Below are 17,486 nucleotides of genomic sequence, written 5' to 3' on the forward strand. Positions count from 1 at the left end.
GCAGCGGCGAGCAGCCCGGTCCAGTTCCTGGCCCCCACGGCCGGGTCGACGGCCCCGCCCAGGCCGGGAGGCGCACCGGTTCACCCGTGCGGACGAGGTCCGGCTGCTCCGGGGTCACCGGAGGGCGTGGTGGCGGAGGGGGCCGAGGGTGAGGGAGCGGGTTTGGCAGTGGGCGGCGATCAGGGGGAGGGCGGCGAGGGTGGCGCGCCAGGAGTCGGGGGCGGAGGTGCAGTCGGAGTCGTGCAGGAGGAGGGTGGCGCCGCCGGTGAGGCCGGGGCGGGCGGTGGCGTAGACGGAATCGCCGGTGGCCTGCTCGGTCCAGTCCCGGCCCCAGGCCGTCCAGAGCACGGGGCGCAGGCCGAGGCGGCGGGCGGCGAGGGCCGGACCGGCGGTGAGGACGCCGTAGGGCGGACGGTACCAGCGCGGCCGGGCGCCGCAGAGCTCGGCGACGGCCTCGGTGGCCCGGCGCAGTTCGCGCAGGTCGCGGGCGGGCGCCGGGTACCACTGCTGCCGGTGGTGCCAGCCGTGCACGGCGGCCTCGTGGCCCCGTTCGGTCAGTTCGCGGCCGAGGTCCGGTGCGCGTTCCAGCATCGCGCCGAGCAGGAAGAAGGTGGCGCGGACGTCCAGCCGGTCGAGGGCGTCCAGGACGTACGGGGTGCTGCGCGGGTCGGGCCCGTCGTCGAAGGTGAGCGCGATGTGCCGGGGGTCGGTGCCGCGGCCCGCCAGCCCGCGGGCCACCGTCCGGCGCAGGGGCGTCAGGCGGACGGCGGCCGGGGCGAGGTGGAGGAGCTGGACGCCGGCGCCCGCGAGGGCGGCCCGGCGGGCGGCACGGGCCCGGTCCATCGGCGGGCGCTCAGCCGAAGCGGGACGCCAGGCGCCGGAACACCCCCGGCGCGGCCCCGTGGATCCGGGCCGGGAAGCCCAGCCACTGCGGGACGAAGAGGCGATCCTGCGGGGTGGTGAGGGTCGCGAAGACGGTGTCGGCGACGCGTTCCGCCGTCACCGGGCGCGGCCGTTGCCGCTGGTAGTCCGTGCCGCGGCGGGCGAAGAACGGGGTGTCCACCGCGCCGGGGAGGACCAGCCGGACGCCGACGCCGGTGCCGCGCAGCTCGTACCAGAGACTCTCGGCGAACGTCGCGAGCCCGGCCTTGGTGGCCGCGTAGGCGGCCTCCTCGCGGACGCCGACCTCCCCGGCCATCGAGCCGAGCAGCACGATCCGGCCGCGGCCGCGCTCCAGCATGCCGGGCAGGAGCAGGCGGGTCAGCCGCAGCGGGGCGGCGAGGTTGACCTCCAGCATCCGGTCCAGGGTGTCGGTGGGGGTCTCGGCGTAGGCGCCGCGCCAACCGAGCCCGGCGCCCGCGATCAGGGCGTCGACCCGGCCGCCGGCGGCGAGGGCCGCTTCGGCGAGGCGCTGCGGCCCGTCGGGCTTGGCGAGGTCCTCGGGCAGCGGACGGCCGCCGGTCCGGCCGGCGACCTCGTCCAGCCGGGTGCGGTCGGTGCCGGAGAGCAGCAGCCGCCAGCCGGCGGTGCCGAGCCGGGCTGCGGTGGCCGCGCCGATGCCGGAGGAGGCGCCGGTGATCAGGGCCACCGGCGGGCCCGCGGGGCGGAGCCGCGGTCGTCGGGAGGGTCGATGGGCTACGTCCGTCATGGCTCCTGCCGCTCTGTTCGCGCCGCGCCGTCCGTTTTGTCCGGCAAGTCACCTTCGCACGGCGAGGCTGTTCGGGCTACCGGGCCGAGGAGGTCCGGTCGGCGGGGGCGGCGGACGCGCTGGAGGCCGTGGGGCCGACCTCCGCCTCGACCTCGCCGAAGCGGGAGAGCACGCACGTGCCGCCGACCGCCACGGCGAAGCCGGTCAGGGCGCACCAGCCGTAGCCGGGGCGCGCCGCGTCACCCAGGGCGGCCACCCCGACCAGGGCCGGGCCGAAGGTCTCGGCGACCGTGCCCGCGGCGGTCGCCGCCGTGACCGTGCCCCGCTGGAGGGCGAGCGCGTACGCGAGGTAGCCGCCGAGGCCCCCCAGGGCGAGGCCGTAGGCGGCCGGGTCGGTGAAGACGGCGGCCACACCGTCGACGTCGAGGACGCGGACGGCGAGGCTGGTCACGCCGAAGCCGACGCCGGCGAGCAGGCCCAGGCCGGCCGCGGCGGCGTTGCCGTTCAGCCGGGCGAGCCCGAGGGTGAGCAGGAGCATCACCACCGTGGTCGCGAGCAGGGCCCAGTGGAACGCCGGGGGCGCGTGGTCGCGGCCCTCCTGGCCGGAGCCGAGCGCGAGCAGCGTCAGGCCGGCCACCACGGCGGCGATGCCGAGCAGGTCGCTGCGCCGCAGGTGGGCACCGAGCAGCCAGACTGCGGCCAGTGCGGTGACCGCGAGACTGGCGTTGGTCGCCGACTGGACCAGGAACAGCGGCAGGGTGCGCAGCGCGACGATGCTCAGCGCGAAACCGGCGATGTCGAGCCCCGTACCGAGCAGGAACTGCCAGGACCGGGCGAGTGCGGCGAGCAGTCCGACCCGTACCCGGTCCGCGCGGGGCGCCGACCTGGCGCCGCGGGCCTGGAAGACCGACCCGAAGCCGAAGCAGCCGGTCGCGACCAGGGCGGTGGTGAGTCCGAGCAGCATGGCTCTCCCAGCCTCGGCGGCAGGATCCACCCCCAGTCTGGTCCCCCGGCCCGAGCCCCGCTCCCCCGCACCGGGCCGCGGGGGCCGGAGCGGCGGGTGGCCGCGGGGCACGGCGCGGGAGCACGGTGCGGGGCGGTGCCCGCCGGGGCCCGTCAGACGAGGCCCGGGTGGGCGGCGGCGATCTCGGGCGAGCGGCCGGTGCCCTCTCCGGTCACCGGGAGGGACTCCCAGGCCGGTGGGCCGGCCGGGGGTTGTCCGTCCCGGACACCAGCGTCCCGGGCACCAGCGGCCGGGGCGGCTTGGAGGGCGTGAACGGTGTAGTGGTGCGGGGCCATGGCGGTGTCCCGGCCGGGAAGGGCGGCGACCACCGCCAGGTGGGCGGTGAGCGGGGTGACGGCCGGGTCGGCGGTGGCGATGCGCGCGGTGATCCGGCCCCCGGCCACGTCGACCGCGGTGGCGGCGGCGCCGAGGGCGTCGGCGACCAGGCCCCGGACGGCGTCCAGGTCGATCCAGCAGTTGTCGATCCGGTGCCAGTCGCCGGTCCGGGCGGCGGGCCGCAGTCCGGTGAGGGCGGGCAGGGCGGAAAGCGGGACCGGACCCCGGGCGGCGGCCTCGAGGACGGCGGTCAGCGCGCGTGCGAAGCGCTCGGTCTCCGCGCGGTCGAGCACCTGCGGGCAGGCGAGCAGGACGAACTCCAGGCAGTCGACGGCCCGCAGCACGTTGAGCATGACGCGGACTCCGAGCGGCTGGTCCGGCAGCCAGGTCAGCTCGGGGTCGGCGACCGGGGCCGGGCGGGCGTCGGACATCAGCTCGGGGATGGTCAGGCTGAGGTCGTTGACGACCACGTGGCGGGTGAAGCGGGCGCCGCGCAGGTGGGCGACGTCCTCGATCAGCTGCCAGACCTTCGCGGAGTCGAGGGTGCTGTGCCAGTAGCCGGCGAGCGAGGCCGCCTTGGTGCGGCCGATCAGCTGGTCCAGGTCGGCGGTGCCGGTGTCCAGGACCAGCAGGGCGTCCTGGGCGAGGGTGCCGACGTGGTCGGCCATGACGGCGCGCTGGCGGTTCGCGGACAGGGCGGCGAAGACCAGTTCCGACCGGCCCGCCCGCTGGGCGACCAGGGCGGAGAAGGCCGCGAGCAGGACGACCGAGGGGCTGGCGCCGGTGCGCTGCGCGGCCGCGGCGAGGTCGGCCGCGGCGGCGCGGGAGCGCAGGACGACGGTCGCGAGACCCTCCGGCGGGCCGGTGATCCGGGAGTCGGCGAAGACCGCCTGCGGGGCGGTGGCCAGCGCCTTCTCCCAGTGCCGCAGGCTGGCGGCGGTCCTGCGCCGGCCCTGGTCGCTGTGCTCCAGAGCCGCCACCTCCAACGGCGTGCGCGCGGTGACGGGCGGCAGTTCCCTGCCGGCGGCCAGGGCGATCCAGTCCTGGAGCAGCAGCGTGGTCGCGGCGCCGTCCGCGCCGGCGTGACAGACGGTGACGACCAGGCGCCGCACCAGGTCCGCGTCGGCCAGGAGGGTGAAGCGGAGCCGGATCCCGCTCGCGAGCTCGAAGGGGACGGCGACGTCGGCCCGGCCCGACCGGTCGGCCAGAAGGTCGAGTCCGGTGTCACCGAGGCCGTCGGCGTCGAGCACGGTGACGGTGAACTCGCCCTCGGCGCGGACTTCCTGGCGTTCCGGGAAGCCGTCCGGCGCCGGTCCGGGCGGGAAGACGGTGCGCAGCGAGTCGTGCCGTTCGACGAGGGCGCGCAGGGCGTCGAGAGCCGCGGGGAGGGTGGTCCCCTCGGGCACCGGCCAGACGGACTCCTTGTTGATCTGCTCGGGCCGGTCGCGCCGGATGCAGCGGACCATGTTGTCCTGGCCGAGGGTGAGCGGGCCGGAGCCGCTGCTCGCGCCGCCGAACCGGACCGTGATCCGCCGGTCGTTCTCTGTCACGTCGTCCGCGCCTTTCGGCTCGCCGGGGCGCTGCGGGTGTGCCACCGGGGGGTGTGGTCGGCGGTGCTGCCAGCGCTCCGCCGAGGGGTCCGGGCCGAATGCCCGGGAGGGCGACTGGATCCTCCAGTGCGTCGTCAGGTCGTGGTGGCCGGTGCAGCGGACGGGCGCCACCGGTGGATGCGCAGCCGGAACGGGCGGTCGCCGACGGCGGCCACGGCGGCCCGGAACGGGCCTGGCACGGGGGCGTCGTCGATCCGGCACGGGCCCGGACCGAGCGCGCCGGCGTCGGCCAGGACGCGCGGCGCCGGGCCGGCCAGCGGCAGGCCGAAGCCCTGGACGAGGCGGCCGCCGTAGGCCTTGACGCAGGCCTCGCGGCGGCACCAGAGCTCGGTGAAGCGCTCGGCCCGGGCGGCCGGCGTCGGGGCGGCGGCCAGCAACTCGGCCTCGCGGCCGGGGAAGTAGCGGTGAGCGATGCGGGAGGCCACCCGCGCGTCACGGATCTCCTCGACGTCGGCGCCCACCTGCCGCCGTTCGGCCAGAGCGAGCACGGCGAGCGCCCCGGAGGCCGACCAGCTCACGCCGAGCCGTCCGCCCGCCGGTCCGCGCCCGTCGACCGGCTCGGGTTTGCCGTGGCGGCCGTACCGCCAGCCCAGTTCGGTGGGGGCGACGCCGAGCCGTTCGGCGACGAGCTGCCGGACGGCGCCGCGCACGACCGTGAACCGCCGGCCCGGGGCGGGATCCGGTCCGGCTGCGCGGGCCCGTTCGTCGAGGTCCAGAAGCGGGTGCAACTCGGCCAGGGCGCCGTCCGGTTGGTCGGTCGGGATGATCCAGAGGTCGACCCGGTCGACGGGGGGCGGGACGGTCACGGCCCGGCCCCGAGGGTGAGGGTGCTGAGCACGCCGAGCCTGCGGTCGAGGCCCGCGGCCACGACGGGGCGCCGCCCGGCCTGCCAGGCGGGGAGCGCCCGCGCCAGCTCCGTCCAGAGGCCGGTGAACGGCTGCCCGTCCGGGGCCACCGCCGTGGCGGCGTTGCCGAGGGCGGGTTCGCCCGCGAGGCCGGCGTCGAGCACCAGTGCCGCCTCGGCCCCGGCGGATCGCAGCCGGTCGTACACGGCCTCGACCGCCGGCTCGGGCTCCGCGCAGGGCTCCTGGCTGACCGCCAGAGCGCCGCCACGTGCACCGGTCCGGTGGCCCCCGCCGGTCCGGTCGGTCTCGTCGATCTCGGCGGTCTCGTCGATCTCGTCGCAGACCAGGACCACCGCGCAGTGCCGCCGGGGCGGTTCGACCGGGGCGGCGGGCCGGTAGTGCAGCGCGGTCTGCTCGGCCAGGACGACCACCGCCCGGCGGCAGCCACCGGTGCGGTGATGGGCGGCGGCGATCCGCAGCGCGCCGAACGCCCCGGCCGCGCCCTGGTCGCAGAGCGCGAAGGCCAGCGGCTCCCCCGGGCATGACCGGCTCAGCGCGAGTGAACTGGGCGCGCCGGGGCGGACGTCGGGCGAGTCGAAGGCCAGGATCAGCAGGTCCACCGGCCGCCCGTCGGCGACCGCCTCGCGCAGCAGGCCCTCGGCCAGCTCCGCGTAGGAGTGGCCGACGCCTTGCTGCAGCAGGTCCTCGCGCAGCGGCAGCCCGTACGGGCGGACCAGGTCGGAGACGAAGACCCGCAGGTCCGGATCGAGCGAGGTCTCCGACCGCCCGTCGGTGTACGACGACAGGATCCGGGTGAGCCCCAGCACGGTTCCGGGCGGCGGGGCGGAGGCGGCGGGCACCCGGTCAGTCCTCGGCGATGACGTGGCCGGCGATGTAGTCGGCGAGGCTGGTCACCGAGCGGAGGTCGTCCTCGCCGATCTGCTCGACGTCGACCTGGATGTCCAGCGCCTCCTCGATCTCCAGGATCAGCTCGATGGTGCTCGCCGAGGTGAGGCCGAGGTCGTCGAACAGGCAGGCGTCGGCCGGGATTTCGGGCAGGTCGCGCTTGAGGACGCGTGGCAGCAGCTCGCCCAGGCCGTGCAGGATCCGGTCGCGCAGCTCGGTTTCGGTGGTCTGGACCACTGGGTCTGGCATGGGTGTCCCGTCCCGTCGTGCTGAGAGGTGGATGGGGGCGCGGGGCGCGCTCGGCGGCGGGTGCGGCCGGCGCGGCCGGTCCGACGCACAGCCGCTCCGGCGTGCGGCACTGACGGCCCGTCAGTGCTCGACGGCCATGGCGGAGAAGGTGGCTCCGATGCCGGCGGCGGCGATCAGGTAGCGGTCGCCGCGGCGCAGCAGCCCCCGCGTGGTGGCGGTGTGAAGATTGATGAGGCCGTCTGCAGCGAAACTGTGCCCGACCGAACGCACGTTGTCCAGCACCACCTTCTCGACCGGGTATCCGATCCGGCGACAGATCATCCGCCAGGAGGCCTGGTTGACGTTGTGCGGAAGGATCGCGGCGAGGTCCGAGAGGTCCAGACCTGCCTGGTCGAGGGCGGCCTCCACTGCCTCGATCATCACCGCGGGGTACTCGCGCTGGTAGCGGGCGAGCAGGTCCGGGTCCTCGGCCAGCCGGCCGTCGAACTCGGGGCGGTGGCGCACGGCGAAGGAGAGCACGCGGTCATGCTCTCCGCTCGCGCGGACCACGCAGGCGGCGGCGCCCTCGGCGAAGATCCCGGTCTCGGGCACCACCTGGGCGTCCCTGGTGAAGGTCTTCTCCCCGGCGAGGACCAGGGCCAGCGCGTCGGGGTCCTGACAGCCGGACAGCAGCCGGCCGGCCAGGTCGACGGCCAACAGACCTACCGCGCAGGCGTGGTGGGTCACGGTGAACGCCACGGCCCGGGACAGGCCACGGCGGGCGATCAGGTCGTGGAGCGGGTTGAGCGGATAGGGCACCGCCACCGGCATGCTGCGGGCGTGGATCACGAAGCGGACGTGCCGTTCGCGTCCGCGCAGCTGCGGCAGGGCCTCGACGACGGCGTCGAGCAGGTCGGGCAGCGTCCCGTCCGGGTCCAGTCGCAGCTGGTCCAGGCCGTGGAAGCGGCGGAAGAGTCGGAGTTGACGTGGGGTCAGGCCGATCCGTTCGCCCACCGCCTCGATGGGCACGGCGTGGTGGGGGAGGTGAACGGCCACTGCCTCCAGTGCGGTCACGCGGGCTAGTATTCCGACGCCCGACGGGTCGCACAAGTGATCTCCGGCCCTTCGAGGAATCGTCCGCCCCCTGCCGTCGAGCTGGTGGAGCCCCCCATGGCTGATGCCGAACCCTCCGTTCCCGCGGCCCCGGTACGCCCGGAGCCGCTGCACGCCGCCGCCGCACCCGGTGGTTCGCCGCACGCCGACCCGGTCCGCCCCGAGTTGGTGGCGCTGCTGGTCGAGGCGGCCGACGCACCCCCGGGGTGGGCCGAGAGGGTCACCCCGCAGGCGCGTCTGGACGCCGACCTGATGCTGGACGAGTACGAACTCGCCGCCCTGGACGCCCTGCTGGTCAACCGCTTCGGACCGTCCGCCGACCTCGGCCGGCTCCGCGCCGGTCTGGACCTCGCCGCCCTGGAGGCGCTGACCGTCGCCGACGTGCAGCGCCTGCTGCCCGCCGCGGAGGCCGGCCGGTGAGCCGCTTCCTGTTCGTGGTCCCGCCGCTGACCGGCCATGTCAACCCGACCGTCGGCATCGCCCGGGAGCTGGCCGCCCGCGGCCACGACGTCGCCTGGACCGGGACCGAGACGGTGCTGCGCCCGCTGCTGGGGCCGCAGGCCCAGGTGTTCGGCACCGGGACCAGGGCGTTCCGCACCCAGGGCGGCCACGGCCTGGCCGCCCTGCGCTCGCTCTGGGAGGGCTTCATCGTCCCGTACGCGCGGTTCACCGCGAAGCCGCTGGACGCGGCCGTGCGGGCGTACCGCCCGGACGCCGTGCTGGTGGACCAGCACACCCCGGCCGGGGCGCTGGTGGCGCACCGACACCGGCTGCCGTGGGCGAGCCTGGCGCCGGGGGCGATGGAGCTGGGGCGGCCGTTCCGCGGCCTGCCGCAGGTGGAGGCCTGGATGACCGGCCTGCTCCGGGGCCTCTGGCAGCGGGCGGGGCTGCCCGAGGAGGAGTTCACCGACCCGCGGTTCTCGCCCGCGCTGGTGCTGGCGCCGACCGGCCCCGCGCTCACCGGCCGCGTACCGGCCGGGGTCGCGCCGCCGGGCCCGCTCGCGCAGATCGGGCCGGTCCTGGCTGCGCGCCCGGGCGACCCGGCGTTCCCGTGGGAGCGGCTGGCGTCCGGGCGGCGCCGGGTGCTGGTCACCATGGGCACCCTGGCCGGGGACGTCGGCGCCGACTTCCACACCCGGGCCGTCCGGGCACTCGCCCTGTGCGGCGACGACGTGCAGCCGGTGATCGCGGCGCCGCACGGCCTGCTGCCGGAACTGCCGGACCACGCGATCGCCGCGGAGCGGGTGCCGGTCCTGGAGCTGCTGGCGCGGGGCACGCTGGACGCGGTGCTCTGCCACGGCGGGATGAACACCGTGGGCGAGGCGCTGGCGCACGGGATCCCGCTGGTGACGGCACCGATCCGGCACGACCAGCCGTTCGTCGCGGCGCAGGTGGAAGCGGCCGGGGCCGGGCTGCGGGCACCGTTCCCCCGGGCCACGCCGGAGCAGCTGGCGGTGCGGCTCCGGGCCGTCCTCGACGAACCCCGCTACCGGACGGCGGCGGCCCGGGTCGGGGCCGAACTGCTGGCCGGCGGCGGGGCGGTGGCGGCGGCCGACCGGCTGGAGTCGCTGGTGGCGGGCCGGGCGGAGCCGAGGAATCCATTGGTCTAGGCCATTGTTTCCGGAGGGTCGCAGACCCTAGGGTGGGCCCGCAGCACCACCTCACGGTGCCCCGGCAACCCATCCCCGCACGGGAGTTCTGGTTGATCGAGACCAAGGGACTGCGCAAGTCCTACCCCTCCGGAAAGCGCGGCCAGGCCGCCGTCGACGCCGTGCGCGGCATCGACCTCGGCGTGGCCGCCGGCGAGATCTTCGGCTTCCTCGGCCCCAACGGCGCCGGCAAGACGACCACCCTGCGCATGCTCGCCACGCTCATCCGCCCGGACGGCGGCGAGGCGCGGGTCGCCGGCGCCGACCTGCTCGCCGACCCGGCCGAGGTCCGACGCCGGATCGGCTACGTCGCCCAGGGCGGCGGCACCACCGACGCCGTCACCGGCCGCGAGGAGCTGGTGCACCAGGCCCGGATGCACGGCACCGGCAAGGCCGAGGCCCTGCGCCGCGCCGACGACGCGCTGCGGGCGTTCGAACTCACCGAGTTCGCCGACCGACCCTGCCGTACCTACTCCGGCGGCCAGCGCCGCCGGGTGGACATCGCCCTGGGCGTCATCCACGCGCCCCGGGTGCTCTTCCTCGACGAGCCCACCGTGGGCCTGGACCCGGCCGGCCGCGGCCATGTCTGGGCGGAGATCCGCCGCCTGCGCGCCGAGGGCATGACCGTGGTGGTGACCACCCACTACCTCGACGAGGCCGACGCCCTCTGCGACCGGGTGGCCATCGTCGACCACGGCGGGATCGTCGCCGAGGGCACCCCCGACCTGCTCAAGCGGGAGATCTCCGGCGACGTGGTACTGGTGGGCCTGCCTGCCGGCGAGGCCGAACGGGCCGCCAAGGCCCTGCGCGAACAGCCGTACCTGCACCGGTTGGAGGCACAGGGCGAGGACGGGATCCGGCTCTACCTCGACGACGGCGCCGCCGCGATCCCACTGCTCATGCGCGCTCTGGACGGCGCGGGCGTCGTCCCCCGCACCGTGCAGCTGCAACGCCCCAGCCTGGACGACGTGTTCCTGGCCCGCACCGGCCGCTCGATCGAGCAGTCCTGATCCGAGAACGAGAGGCGCGATGAAGCTCGCCCGCGACACCTGGCTGGTCTTCCAGCGGCAGCTGCTGCTGATGTGGCGGACGCCGGTCTGGATCGCCGTCGGCGTCATCCAGCCGGTCTTCTACCTGCTGCTGTTCGCGCCGCTGCTGAAGAAGGTGCTGGCGCCGATGGGCGCGACCACCTACGCCGAGGCCTACCAGATCTACGTGCCCGGCCTGTTGGCGGTCCTCTGCATCTTCGGCGGCCTGTACACCGGCTTCAGCCTGCTCGGCGAGCTGAAGGCCGGCATCATCGAGCGCTCCCGGGTCACGCCGGTCAGCCGGCTGGCACTGCTGCTCGGCCGGGCGCTGCGCGAGACGGTCGCCCTGCTGGTGCAGGCCGTCATCATCACGCTGCTCGCGTTGCCGTTCGGCCTCCGGGTGCGGCCGGTGGATCTGCTGCTGGCCTACCTGCTGCTCGGCCTGCTCGCGCTGATGACCTCGGCGATCTCCTACGGCATCGCGCTGCTGCTCCCGGCCGACGAGGCGATGGCCCCCGTGGTGAACACCCTCGCGCAGCCGATCGCCCTGCTCTCCGGCGTCCTGCTGCCGCTGGCGCTGGCGCCGATGTGGCTGCAGACGATGGCCAGGTGGAATCCCTTCTACTGGGCCGTCGAGGGCATGCGCGCTCTGTTCTCCGGGCACGTCGGTGACGACGTGGTCTGGCAGGGGCTGCTGGTGGTCGTGCTGATGACGGTGGCGGCGGTCTCCTGGTCGGCCCGGCTGTTCTCCCGCCGGGTGCGCTGAGCGCGGGCACCCGAACGGGCGGGCCGGGGGGGCGACGACCCCCCGGCCCGCCGCCGCCCCCGTACGGGCGCTTCTCCCAGTACCGGCCGGTCGGACGCCGGCGCGTCAGCCGGCCTCGGCGCGGACGAACCGGGCCAGGGCGGCCACCCCGTGCATGATCTGACGCTCTGTCAGCGAGCTGATCGAGAGCCGGAGCCGTCGCTCTCCCCCGCCGGCGGGGTAGAACGGCGCCATCGGCGTCCAGAGCACGCCGTGATCGCGCGCGCACCGCTCCATCGCGGCCTCGTCGGCCGCGAACGGCACGGACAGCACGGCGAAGAAGCCGCCCTCCGGCTCGTTCCAGGAGATCCCCAGCCGGCGCCGCTCGGACGCCGGGAAGTGCCGCTCCAACTCGCCGAGCAGCAGAGCCATGTTGGCCGCGTAGTGGGCCGCAGCCGGGGCATTGGCCTCCCGCAGCCGGCAGTCGTGCCGCAGCAGCATGCCGCCGATCACGGCCTGGCTGAGCGCCGGCGTGTTGACCGTCGTCATGCTCTTCAGCCGGGCCAGCTCGTCCGCCAGCAGCGTCCGCCGCCCGCCCGGGGCGGCCACCTCCTGATCGGCCACCACGTAGCCGAGGCGGGCGCCGGGGAAGCAGGTCTTGGCGAAGGAGCCGAGGTGGACCACCTGGCGGCGGCGGTCCAGCGCCTTCAGGGTGGGCCGTTCGCCGGCGTCCCGGGCGAAGAAGCCGTACGGGTTGTCCTCGACGACCAGCAGGCCCTCCTCCGCCGCCGCGTCCAGCAGCCGGCTGCGCGCGGGCACCGGCATGCTGGTGCCGGAGGGGTTGGCGAAGTCCGGGACGACGTAGAGCGCGCGGGCGCGCCGGCCCCCGGCCCGGACGGCGCGGGCCGCGGCGCGCACCGCCGCCGGATCGGGCCCGCCCCCGGGGCCCTCCGGCACCGGGAGGGTGGTGAGGTCGAGCAGCCGGGCGGCGCCGGTCACCCCGACGTAGCACGGCGAGCTGACCAGCAGCACGTCCTCCGGGCCCGCGCAGAGCGCCCGCAGCGTCAGCAGCATGCCCTCCTGGGCTCCGACGGTGAGCACCAGGGCCTCCGGCGCCACGGTGAGGCCCTCGTCGTTGGCCAGGGTGCGGGCGACCAGGTCGGCGATGACGCCCTTGGTCGGGCCGTACTGGAAGAGCGTGCTGCGAACGGCGTCCCGGCCGGCGCCGCGGGCCGCCAGGTGGTCGAGATAGGTGTCGAGGTACCGGTGGACATCGGCGGGCTCGAAGAAGCCCTCGTAGGGGCGGCCGGGCGCGAAGGAGACGGCCTGCGGGTAGCGGGTGGTGACCTCGTTGAGGAAGGTCATCGCGTCCAGCAGCGGATCGGCGAGCGAGGCGTGCAGGTCGCCCAGCCGCAGGGGTGCCGGCGGCCCGGCCTGGCCGCGTCCGGCGGCCCGCTCGGGGGCGGCCGTGTCGGGGAAGGCCAGATCGCGGGCGGCCTCGTCGCGGGCGGCCCCGTCGCGGGCGGCCCCGTCGCGGGCGCTCACCGCAGGGCCTCGCGCAGCCGCTCGGCGGCGTAGCGCTGCGCCTCGCCGGCCGCGTCCAGCACCCCGGTCATGGCGAAGAAGCCGTGCGGCATCCCGTCGTACCGCCGCGCCTCGACCGGGACGCCGGCCGCGCGCAGCGCCTCCGCGTACCGCTCGCCCTCGTCGCGCAGCGGGTCGTACTCGGCCGTGATCACGGTGGCGGGCGGCAATCCCGCGAGGCTCGGGGCGCGCAGCGGTGAGGCGTACGGGTGGTCACCGTCGGCGGGGTCGGCCAGGTAGTGGCCCCAGTACCAGGCGACCGAGCGGCGGTTGAACAGCAGCGGGTCGTCGTGTTCGCGCAGCGAGGCGGTGTCGGCCCGGTGGTCGGTGTTGGGATAGACGAGCACCTGGTGGCGCAGCGCCGGGCCGCCCTCGTCACGGGCGAGCAGGGTGAGCGCCGCGGCCAGGTTGCCGCCGGCGCTGTCCCCGGCGACGGCGAGGCGGGCGGCGTCGACGCCGAGCGCGCCGGCCTGCTCGGCCAGCCAGCGGGCGGCCGCGTGGCAGTCGTGGACGGCGGCCGGGAAGGGGTGCTCGGGGGCGAGGCGGTAGCCGACGGAGGCGGTGACGCAGCCCACCGCGTTGGTGAGGCGGCGGCAGATCGCGTCGCTGGTGTCGGGCGAGCCGAGGGTCCAGCCGCCACCGAAGAGGTAGAGCAGCGCGGGGAGTTCACGGCCGGGCGGCTCCGGCCGGTAGAGGCGCACGGCGAGCGGGCCGCCGGGGCCGGCGATCCGGTGCTCCTCGACGGCGGCGACGGGTTCGGGGGTACCGGCCGAGGCCCGGATGTCGGCCAGGTCGGCCGCCCGGGCCTCGGCCGGGGTGAGGCTGTAGAGCGCCGGGGTGCCGGCCCGGGCGCGGCGCTCGCGCAGGGCCTGAGCCTGGGGGTGCAGTGGCATGGGTGGTCGTCGTCCCGTCGGGCTGGTGGTCGGGAGCCCGGGGGTCACCCGGGCGTTCGGGCGGTCGTACCGGCTGTGCTGAGAGGCTCTAGCGGTCGGCCTCGATGTACACGGTCTCGTCGGTGCGGAAGGGCGTGTCGAGGTCGGCGACGTCGGCGCGGGCGCCCTGGCGGTAGCCGCAGGGGCGGATCCGGTCGAGCTCGAACCCGGCCAGGGTGAGCACGTGGCGCAGTTCGTCCAGGTCGTAGATCCACTGGTGGCCGTAGTACCGGAAGATCTGGTTGACCAGGAAGGCCGGGCGCTGCGGCATCGGCGGGCCGAAGCCCATGGCGGTGAGCCGGCGGCGGTGCTTGGCGAGGAAGCCGTCACCGGTGGCGTAGCCGACCAGGTAGCGGGCGAGGTCGGGAGTGGTCAGGCGCAGCACGCCGCCGGGGCGCAGCACCCGCCGGGCCTCGCGCAGCCAGCCGGTCGCGACCGGCAGGGTGACGTGCTCGATCAGGTGCTCGGCGTAGACCCAGTCGACGCTCGCGTCGGCGAAGGGAAGCGGCCGGGCGATGTCGAGCTGGGTGAACCAGCGGTCGCCGTCCACCCGGTAGAGGGTGCCGGGTTCGGTGGTGGCGTCGGGGCTGCGCAGGGCGGTCAGGTCGGTGCCGAGGCCGCTCGGGTGGGCGGTGCGGAATGCGGCGAACTCGATTCCGGTGACGCCGAGTTCCCGGAAGTCGGCGGGGCCGTGCGGGAGGCGGCCGGCCGGTTCGAGGGTCTTGCAGGTGGCGACCCGGGCACTGATCTCGTCGAGGCGGGTGGCGAGGCCCTCGGGGTCGTCCCAGTCCCAGCCGGGGAAGGCGTCCTGCTTCGTCATGTCGGTGGTCTCCCTGGCGGGTGTACCGCGCCGGTCGGGGCCGGGCCGGAGCCGGGCCGGGTGCGGTGCGCGGTGGCGGCGGGTCCGGCGGTCCGGCCGGCCCGTGCGGGCAACTTCCTTGGAAAATGGGGGTGCTGGCGCCGGATCGGGCGGGCGGTGCCGTGCCGCCCTGCGGTCGGAGTGCTGCACGGCTACGGGGCGGCCACACCGGCGTCCGGGCGGCGCGCCGGCCACGGAGCCAGCGCGGTGGGGTCGAGGTCGGCCGGCGTCGGGCGACCCAGCAGGGCCAGGGCGTGCTCCAGTTCGTCCCGGAGCAGACCGAGGACGTCGGCCACGCCGTCCGCGCCCCCGGTGGCCAGCCCCCAGAGCACCGGGCGGCCGACCAGCACGGCGCGCGCACCGAGGGCGAGGGCCACGGCGACGTCGGTGCCGGTGCGGACCCCGCCGTCGAGCAGTACCGGCAGGTCCGGCGGGACGGCCGCGGCCACTTCCGGGAGGGCCGCCAGCGCCGGCAGCGCGCCGTCCAACTGGCGGCCGCCGTGGTTGGAGACCACCACGGCGTCGACTCCGTGCTCGACGGCGAGCCGGGCGTCCTCGGCGGTCAGGATGCCCTTGAGGACCAGCGGCAGGCCGGTGCGCTCGCGCAGCCAGGCGAGGTCCGCCCAGGTCAGGGTGGGGTCGAACTGCTCCAGCGCGTGCTCGGCGATGCCGGAGGAGCCGGCGCCCGCCCGATGGCTGGCGGCCGTCAACCCCGGGTCGAGGTTGACGGCGCGGACCTCCGGCGGGACGGCGAAGCCGTTGCGCAGGTCGCGCAGCCGGCGCCCGATCCGCGGGGCGTCGACGGTGAGCATCAGTGCGGCGAAGCCGGCCGCCTCGGCGCGTGCGACCAGTGCGGCGAGCGCGTCGCGGCGGCGCAGCCAGTAGAGCTGCAGCCAGAGCGGTCCGGCGGCCTCGGCCGCGATCTCCTCCAGGGTGCGGCTGGCGAAGATCCCCGCGACCAGGAGAGCGCCGGCCCGGCCGGCCGCCCGGGCGGTCGCGGTCTCGCCGTCCGGGTGGACCAGCCGGTGGTAGGCCATCGGGGCGATTCCGACCGGGAGGCCGAGCTCGGCGCCGAGGAGCGTGGTGCGGGTCGAGCAGGCCGAGACGTCGACGAGCGTGCGCGGCCGCAGTGCGTAGTGGCCGAACATTTCCCGGTTCCCGGCGAGGGTGCGTTCCGCCCCACTCCCTCCCTCGATGAAGTCCCATATTTCGGTGGGGAGTTGGGCGCGTGCAGCGCGCTCGATCCCGGCCGGCGTGAGTGGTCCCACGGGCATCCTCGCTCCCGGACGGCCACGCTCGGACCAGTCCCGGCTCGGCAGCGTAGGAGGTTGGGACCGCATTGGTATAGACCTTGATTTGACCAATCGTCTGTGCAAAGGTCTGGCAACGGAATTGGCCGTTTCCTGTGAACGGCGTCCATGACAAATCTCCTCACTGTGTGGAGTGGCGTTGACCGGCATTTCCCCTTCTCCGCTTCCGCCTTCTTCGCCGCCGCACTCCGACGCCCCGGACGACTGGGTCGAACGGTTACTGCTGGCCGGTCCCGTGGGCGAGGAGTGCCTGCGGCTGGGCACTCCCGTCGGCCGCGGTGCGCTGCGCGCCCTGGTCGACGAGCAGGTCGAACGGCTGGCCGCGGCCGGCCTGGGACCGGGCGGCACCGCAGCCCTGCGGCTGCCGCCCTCCCTGGGCTTCGTCGCGGCGCTCCTGGCGGGCTGGCGACTGCGCGCCCAAGTGGCCCTGTTGGACCACCGGCTGACCGACCACGAGAGCGAGCTCGCGGTCGAACGGCTGGCTCCTCAGGTGCTGGTGAGGTCCGCCCACCGGCCGTCGGCGGCGCTTCGCGGCTTCGCCGACGCCGACCCGGTCGCCGTCCGGCTGCCGAACGGCCGGCCGGCCCGGACCGGCCACGCGCTGGTCCAGCTCAGCTCCGGCTCCACCGGCCCGGCCAAGGTCGTCGGCCGCACCGCCGGCGACCTCCTGCGTGAACTCGACTGCTACCGGCAGCTGGCGGGGTTCCCCGGCGAGGGCGAGCGGGCCGTTCTGCTCTCCTCGGTGGTGCACGTGCTCGGCCTCGTCGGCGGACTGCTGAACAGCCTGTACGCCCGCGCTCCGCTGACCGTGCCGGAACGGATGACGGCCGCGGGCATCCTCGCCGCCGTCGCCGAGGAGGAGGAGCGCCCGACCACCGTGGTCGGCGTGCCCTTCCACGCCGAACTGCTGGCCGGCGTGGCCGCGCCCCCGCCGCTGCCGAGGCTGCGCCGGATGGTGGTGGCCGGGGAACTGGTCCGACCGGGCCTGCCCGCCGCCTTCGCCGCCGCGTACGGCGTCCCGCTCGGCACCATGTACGGGATGACCGAGCTCGGCGTCATCGCCACCGACCTGGACGGCGCCCTGCACCCGGCGAAGCAACCGGTCACCGGGGTGGAACTCCGTCTGGTGCGGGGCGAGTTGCAGATCCGTACCGCCACCTCGCCCTACCCCGGGCTGGACGACCCGACCCGCTGGTCGGACGGCTGGCTGCACACCCGGGACGCCGCCCGCCTGGACGAGGCCACCGGACGGGTCACCGTCCTCGGCCGCCGGGACTCGCAGGTCTCGATCGGCGGCCTCAAGGTGGACCTCACCGAGGTCGAGCAGACCCTCGCCGCCCTGCCACGGGTGCGCGAGGCGGTCGTGGTCTTCGACGCCGGCGCCATCGAGGCCTACCTGGCCACCGAGGAGGGCGCGGACCAGGACGTCGTCCGGGACGGACTGGCCCGGCAGCTCGCCGCCTACAAGCGGCCCCGCCGGCTGGCCTTCCTGGCCCGGCTGCCGCGCACGGCCACCGGGAAGCTGCTGCGCGACCCGGCGGCGCTGCGCGCGGCCGCCGGCTGAACCGCCGGCGCCCGAACCGCTCTCCCCCGCCGGGCCGTCGGCGCCCGCGGACGACGGCCCGGCCGCACCACCCGCCCGCGGGCCCCGCCGTTTCCCCCGCCCCCCCCCCCCCCCCGCGGCCCCCGC

At 76.0% G+C, this 17,486-nt stretch carries 17 protein-coding genes; 5 read left to right on the top strand and 12 right to left on the bottom strand.

Features of this window, described 5'->3' with window-relative positions; translation table 11 throughout:
• Positions 1-114: 114 nt before the first annotated feature.
• The 8 genes from MCM47_RS26755 to MCM47_RS26795 all read right to left on the bottom strand — a co-directional run bounded on the left by MCM47_RS26755 (position 115) and on the right by MCM47_RS26795 (position 7,650).
• Positions 115-843 carry a polysaccharide deacetylase family protein gene (locus MCM47_RS26755; protein ID WP_238864263.1) on the bottom strand — a complete coding sequence of 243 codons (729 nt, stop codon included), beginning with the start codon at positions 841-843 and terminating at the stop codon, positions 115-117.
• 10 nt (positions 844-853) lie between these two features.
• Positions 854-1,588 carry an SDR family oxidoreductase gene (locus MCM47_RS26760; RefSeq protein WP_238864264.1) on the bottom strand — a complete coding sequence of 245 codons (735 nt, stop codon included), beginning with the start codon at positions 1,586-1,588 and terminating at the stop codon, positions 854-856.
• A 136-nt stretch (positions 1,589-1,724) separates the two neighbouring features.
• Positions 1,725-2,612, bottom strand: coding sequence for a hypothetical protein (locus MCM47_RS26765; RefSeq protein WP_238864265.1), 888 nt, complete (start codon positions 2,610-2,612; stop codon positions 1,725-1,727).
• Positions 2,613-2,764: 152 nt separating this feature from the next.
• Positions 2,765-4,537 (bottom strand): condensation domain-containing protein, encoded by a 1,773-nt coding sequence (locus MCM47_RS41905; RefSeq protein WP_308222464.1) that lies wholly within the window; start codon positions 4,535-4,537, stop codon positions 2,765-2,767.
• Positions 4,538-4,671: 134 nt separating this feature from the next.
• Positions 4,672-5,403 carry a 4'-phosphopantetheinyl transferase superfamily protein gene (locus tag MCM47_RS43415; RefSeq protein WP_238864266.1) on the bottom strand — a complete coding sequence of 244 codons (732 nt, stop codon included), beginning with the start codon at positions 5,401-5,403 and terminating at the stop codon, positions 4,672-4,674.
• Positions 5,400-6,302, bottom strand: coding sequence for a hypothetical protein (locus MCM47_RS43420; RefSeq protein ID WP_238864267.1), 903 nt, complete (start codon positions 6,300-6,302; stop codon positions 5,400-5,402). The genes MCM47_RS43415 and MCM47_RS43420 overlap by 4 nt, the downstream gene beginning before the upstream one ends.
• 4 nt (positions 6,303-6,306) lie before the next feature.
• Entirely contained in the window at positions 6,307-6,597 is a 291-nt protein-coding gene (locus tag MCM47_RS26790; protein WP_238864268.1) for an acyl carrier protein, read from the bottom strand.
• A gap of 120 nt (positions 6,598-6,717) precedes the next feature.
• Positions 6,718-7,650 (bottom strand): 3-oxoacyl-[acyl-carrier-protein] synthase III C-terminal domain-containing protein, encoded by a 933-nt coding sequence (locus tag MCM47_RS26795; RefSeq protein WP_238864269.1) that lies wholly within the window; start codon positions 7,648-7,650, stop codon positions 6,718-6,720.
• Between the two features lie 96 nt (positions 7,651-7,746).
• Here MCM47_RS26795 and MCM47_RS26800 point away from each other — a divergent pair, with 96 nt between their 5' ends.
• The 4 genes from MCM47_RS26800 (at position 7,747) to MCM47_RS26815 (ending at position 11,132) form a co-directional block, all read left to right on the top strand.
• Positions 7,747-8,109: a hypothetical protein gene (locus MCM47_RS26800; RefSeq protein WP_238864270.1), complete on the top strand. Its 363-nt coding sequence runs from the start codon at positions 7,747-7,749 to the stop codon at positions 8,107-8,109.
• Positions 8,106-9,299 (top strand): glycosyltransferase, encoded by a 1,194-nt coding sequence (locus MCM47_RS26805; protein ID WP_238864271.1) that lies wholly within the window; start codon positions 8,106-8,108, stop codon positions 9,297-9,299. Before MCM47_RS26800 ends, MCM47_RS26805 begins: the two co-directional genes overlap by 4 nt.
• A 92-nt stretch (positions 9,300-9,391) precedes the next feature.
• On the top strand, positions 9,392-10,348 hold the full coding sequence (locus MCM47_RS26810) for an ATP-binding cassette domain-containing protein (RefSeq protein ID WP_238864272.1): 957 nt from the start codon (positions 9,392-9,394) through the stop codon (positions 10,346-10,348).
• Between the two features lie 19 nt (positions 10,349-10,367).
• Positions 10,368-11,132, top strand: coding sequence for an ABC transporter permease (locus MCM47_RS26815; RefSeq protein WP_238864273.1), 765 nt, complete (start codon positions 10,368-10,370; stop codon positions 11,130-11,132).
• A gap of 105 nt (positions 11,133-11,237) precedes the next feature.
• Here the strand turns inward: MCM47_RS26815 and MCM47_RS26820 are convergent, their stop codons facing one another.
• The 4 genes from MCM47_RS26820 to MCM47_RS26835 all read right to left on the bottom strand — a co-directional run bounded on the left by MCM47_RS26820 (position 11,238) and on the right by MCM47_RS26835 (position 15,760).
• Positions 11,238-12,527: a PLP-dependent aminotransferase family protein gene (locus MCM47_RS26820; protein WP_238864390.1), complete on the bottom strand. Its 1,290-nt coding sequence runs from the start codon at positions 12,525-12,527 to the stop codon at positions 11,238-11,240.
• Positions 12,528-12,652: 125 nt separating this feature from the next.
• Positions 12,653-13,588: an alpha/beta hydrolase gene (locus MCM47_RS26825; RefSeq protein WP_238864274.1), complete on the bottom strand. Its 936-nt coding sequence runs from the start codon at positions 13,586-13,588 to the stop codon at positions 12,653-12,655.
• Between the two features lie 88 nt (positions 13,589-13,676).
• The gene (locus tag MCM47_RS26830) at positions 13,677-14,447 is read right to left on the bottom strand and encodes a methyltransferase domain-containing protein (protein ID WP_238864275.1); all 771 of its coding nucleotides are present in this window, start codon (positions 14,445-14,447) and stop codon (positions 13,677-13,679) included.
• A gap of 191 nt (positions 14,448-14,638) precedes the next feature.
• On the bottom strand, positions 14,639-15,760 hold the full coding sequence (locus MCM47_RS26835) for an alpha-hydroxy acid oxidase (RefSeq protein ID WP_238864276.1): 1,122 nt from the start codon (positions 15,758-15,760) through the stop codon (positions 14,639-14,641).
• A gap of 169 nt (positions 15,761-15,929) precedes the next feature.
• Between MCM47_RS26835 and MCM47_RS26840 the strand changes: the two genes are divergently transcribed.
• Complete coding sequence (locus MCM47_RS26840) at positions 15,930-17,360, top strand: class I adenylate-forming enzyme family protein (RefSeq protein ID WP_238864277.1); 1,431 nt, start codon at positions 15,930-15,932, stop codon at positions 17,358-17,360.
• Positions 17,361-17,486 lie beyond the last annotated feature (126 nt).

Source organism: Kitasatospora sp. A2-31 (assembly GCF_022288725.1).
GTDB lineage: Bacteria > Actinomycetota > Actinomycetes > Streptomycetales > Streptomycetaceae > Kitasatospora.

Bases quoted from the DNA above. Each gene is read 5' to 3' on its own strand.
- MCM47_RS26755 (WP_238864263.1), bottom strand. From the start codon at position 843: ATGGACCGGGCCCGTGCCGCCCGCCGGGCCGCCCTCGCGGGCGCCGGC.
- MCM47_RS26765 (WP_238864265.1), bottom strand. From the start codon at position 2,612: ATGCTGCTCGGACTCACCACCGCCCTGGTCGCGACCGGCTGCTTCGGC.
- MCM47_RS26790 (WP_238864268.1), bottom strand. From the start codon at position 6,597: ATGCCAGACCCAGTGGTCCAGACCACCGAAACCGAGCTGCGCGACCGG.
- MCM47_RS26800 (WP_238864270.1), top strand. From the start codon at position 7,747: ATGGCTGATGCCGAACCCTCCGTTCCCGCGGCCCCGGTACGCCCGGAG.
- MCM47_RS26815 (WP_238864273.1), top strand. From the start codon at position 10,368: ATGAAGCTCGCCCGCGACACCTGGCTGGTCTTCCAGCGGCAGCTGCTG.
- MCM47_RS26825 (WP_238864274.1), bottom strand. From the start codon at position 13,588: ATGCCACTGCACCCCCAGGCTCAGGCCCTGCGCGAGCGCCGCGCCCGG.
- MCM47_RS26830 (WP_238864275.1), bottom strand. From the start codon at position 14,447: ATGACGAAGCAGGACGCCTTCCCCGGCTGGGACTGGGACGACCCCGAG.
- MCM47_RS26835 (WP_238864276.1), bottom strand. From the start codon at position 15,760: ATGCCCGTGGGACCACTCACGCCGGCCGGGATCGAGCGCGCTGCACGC.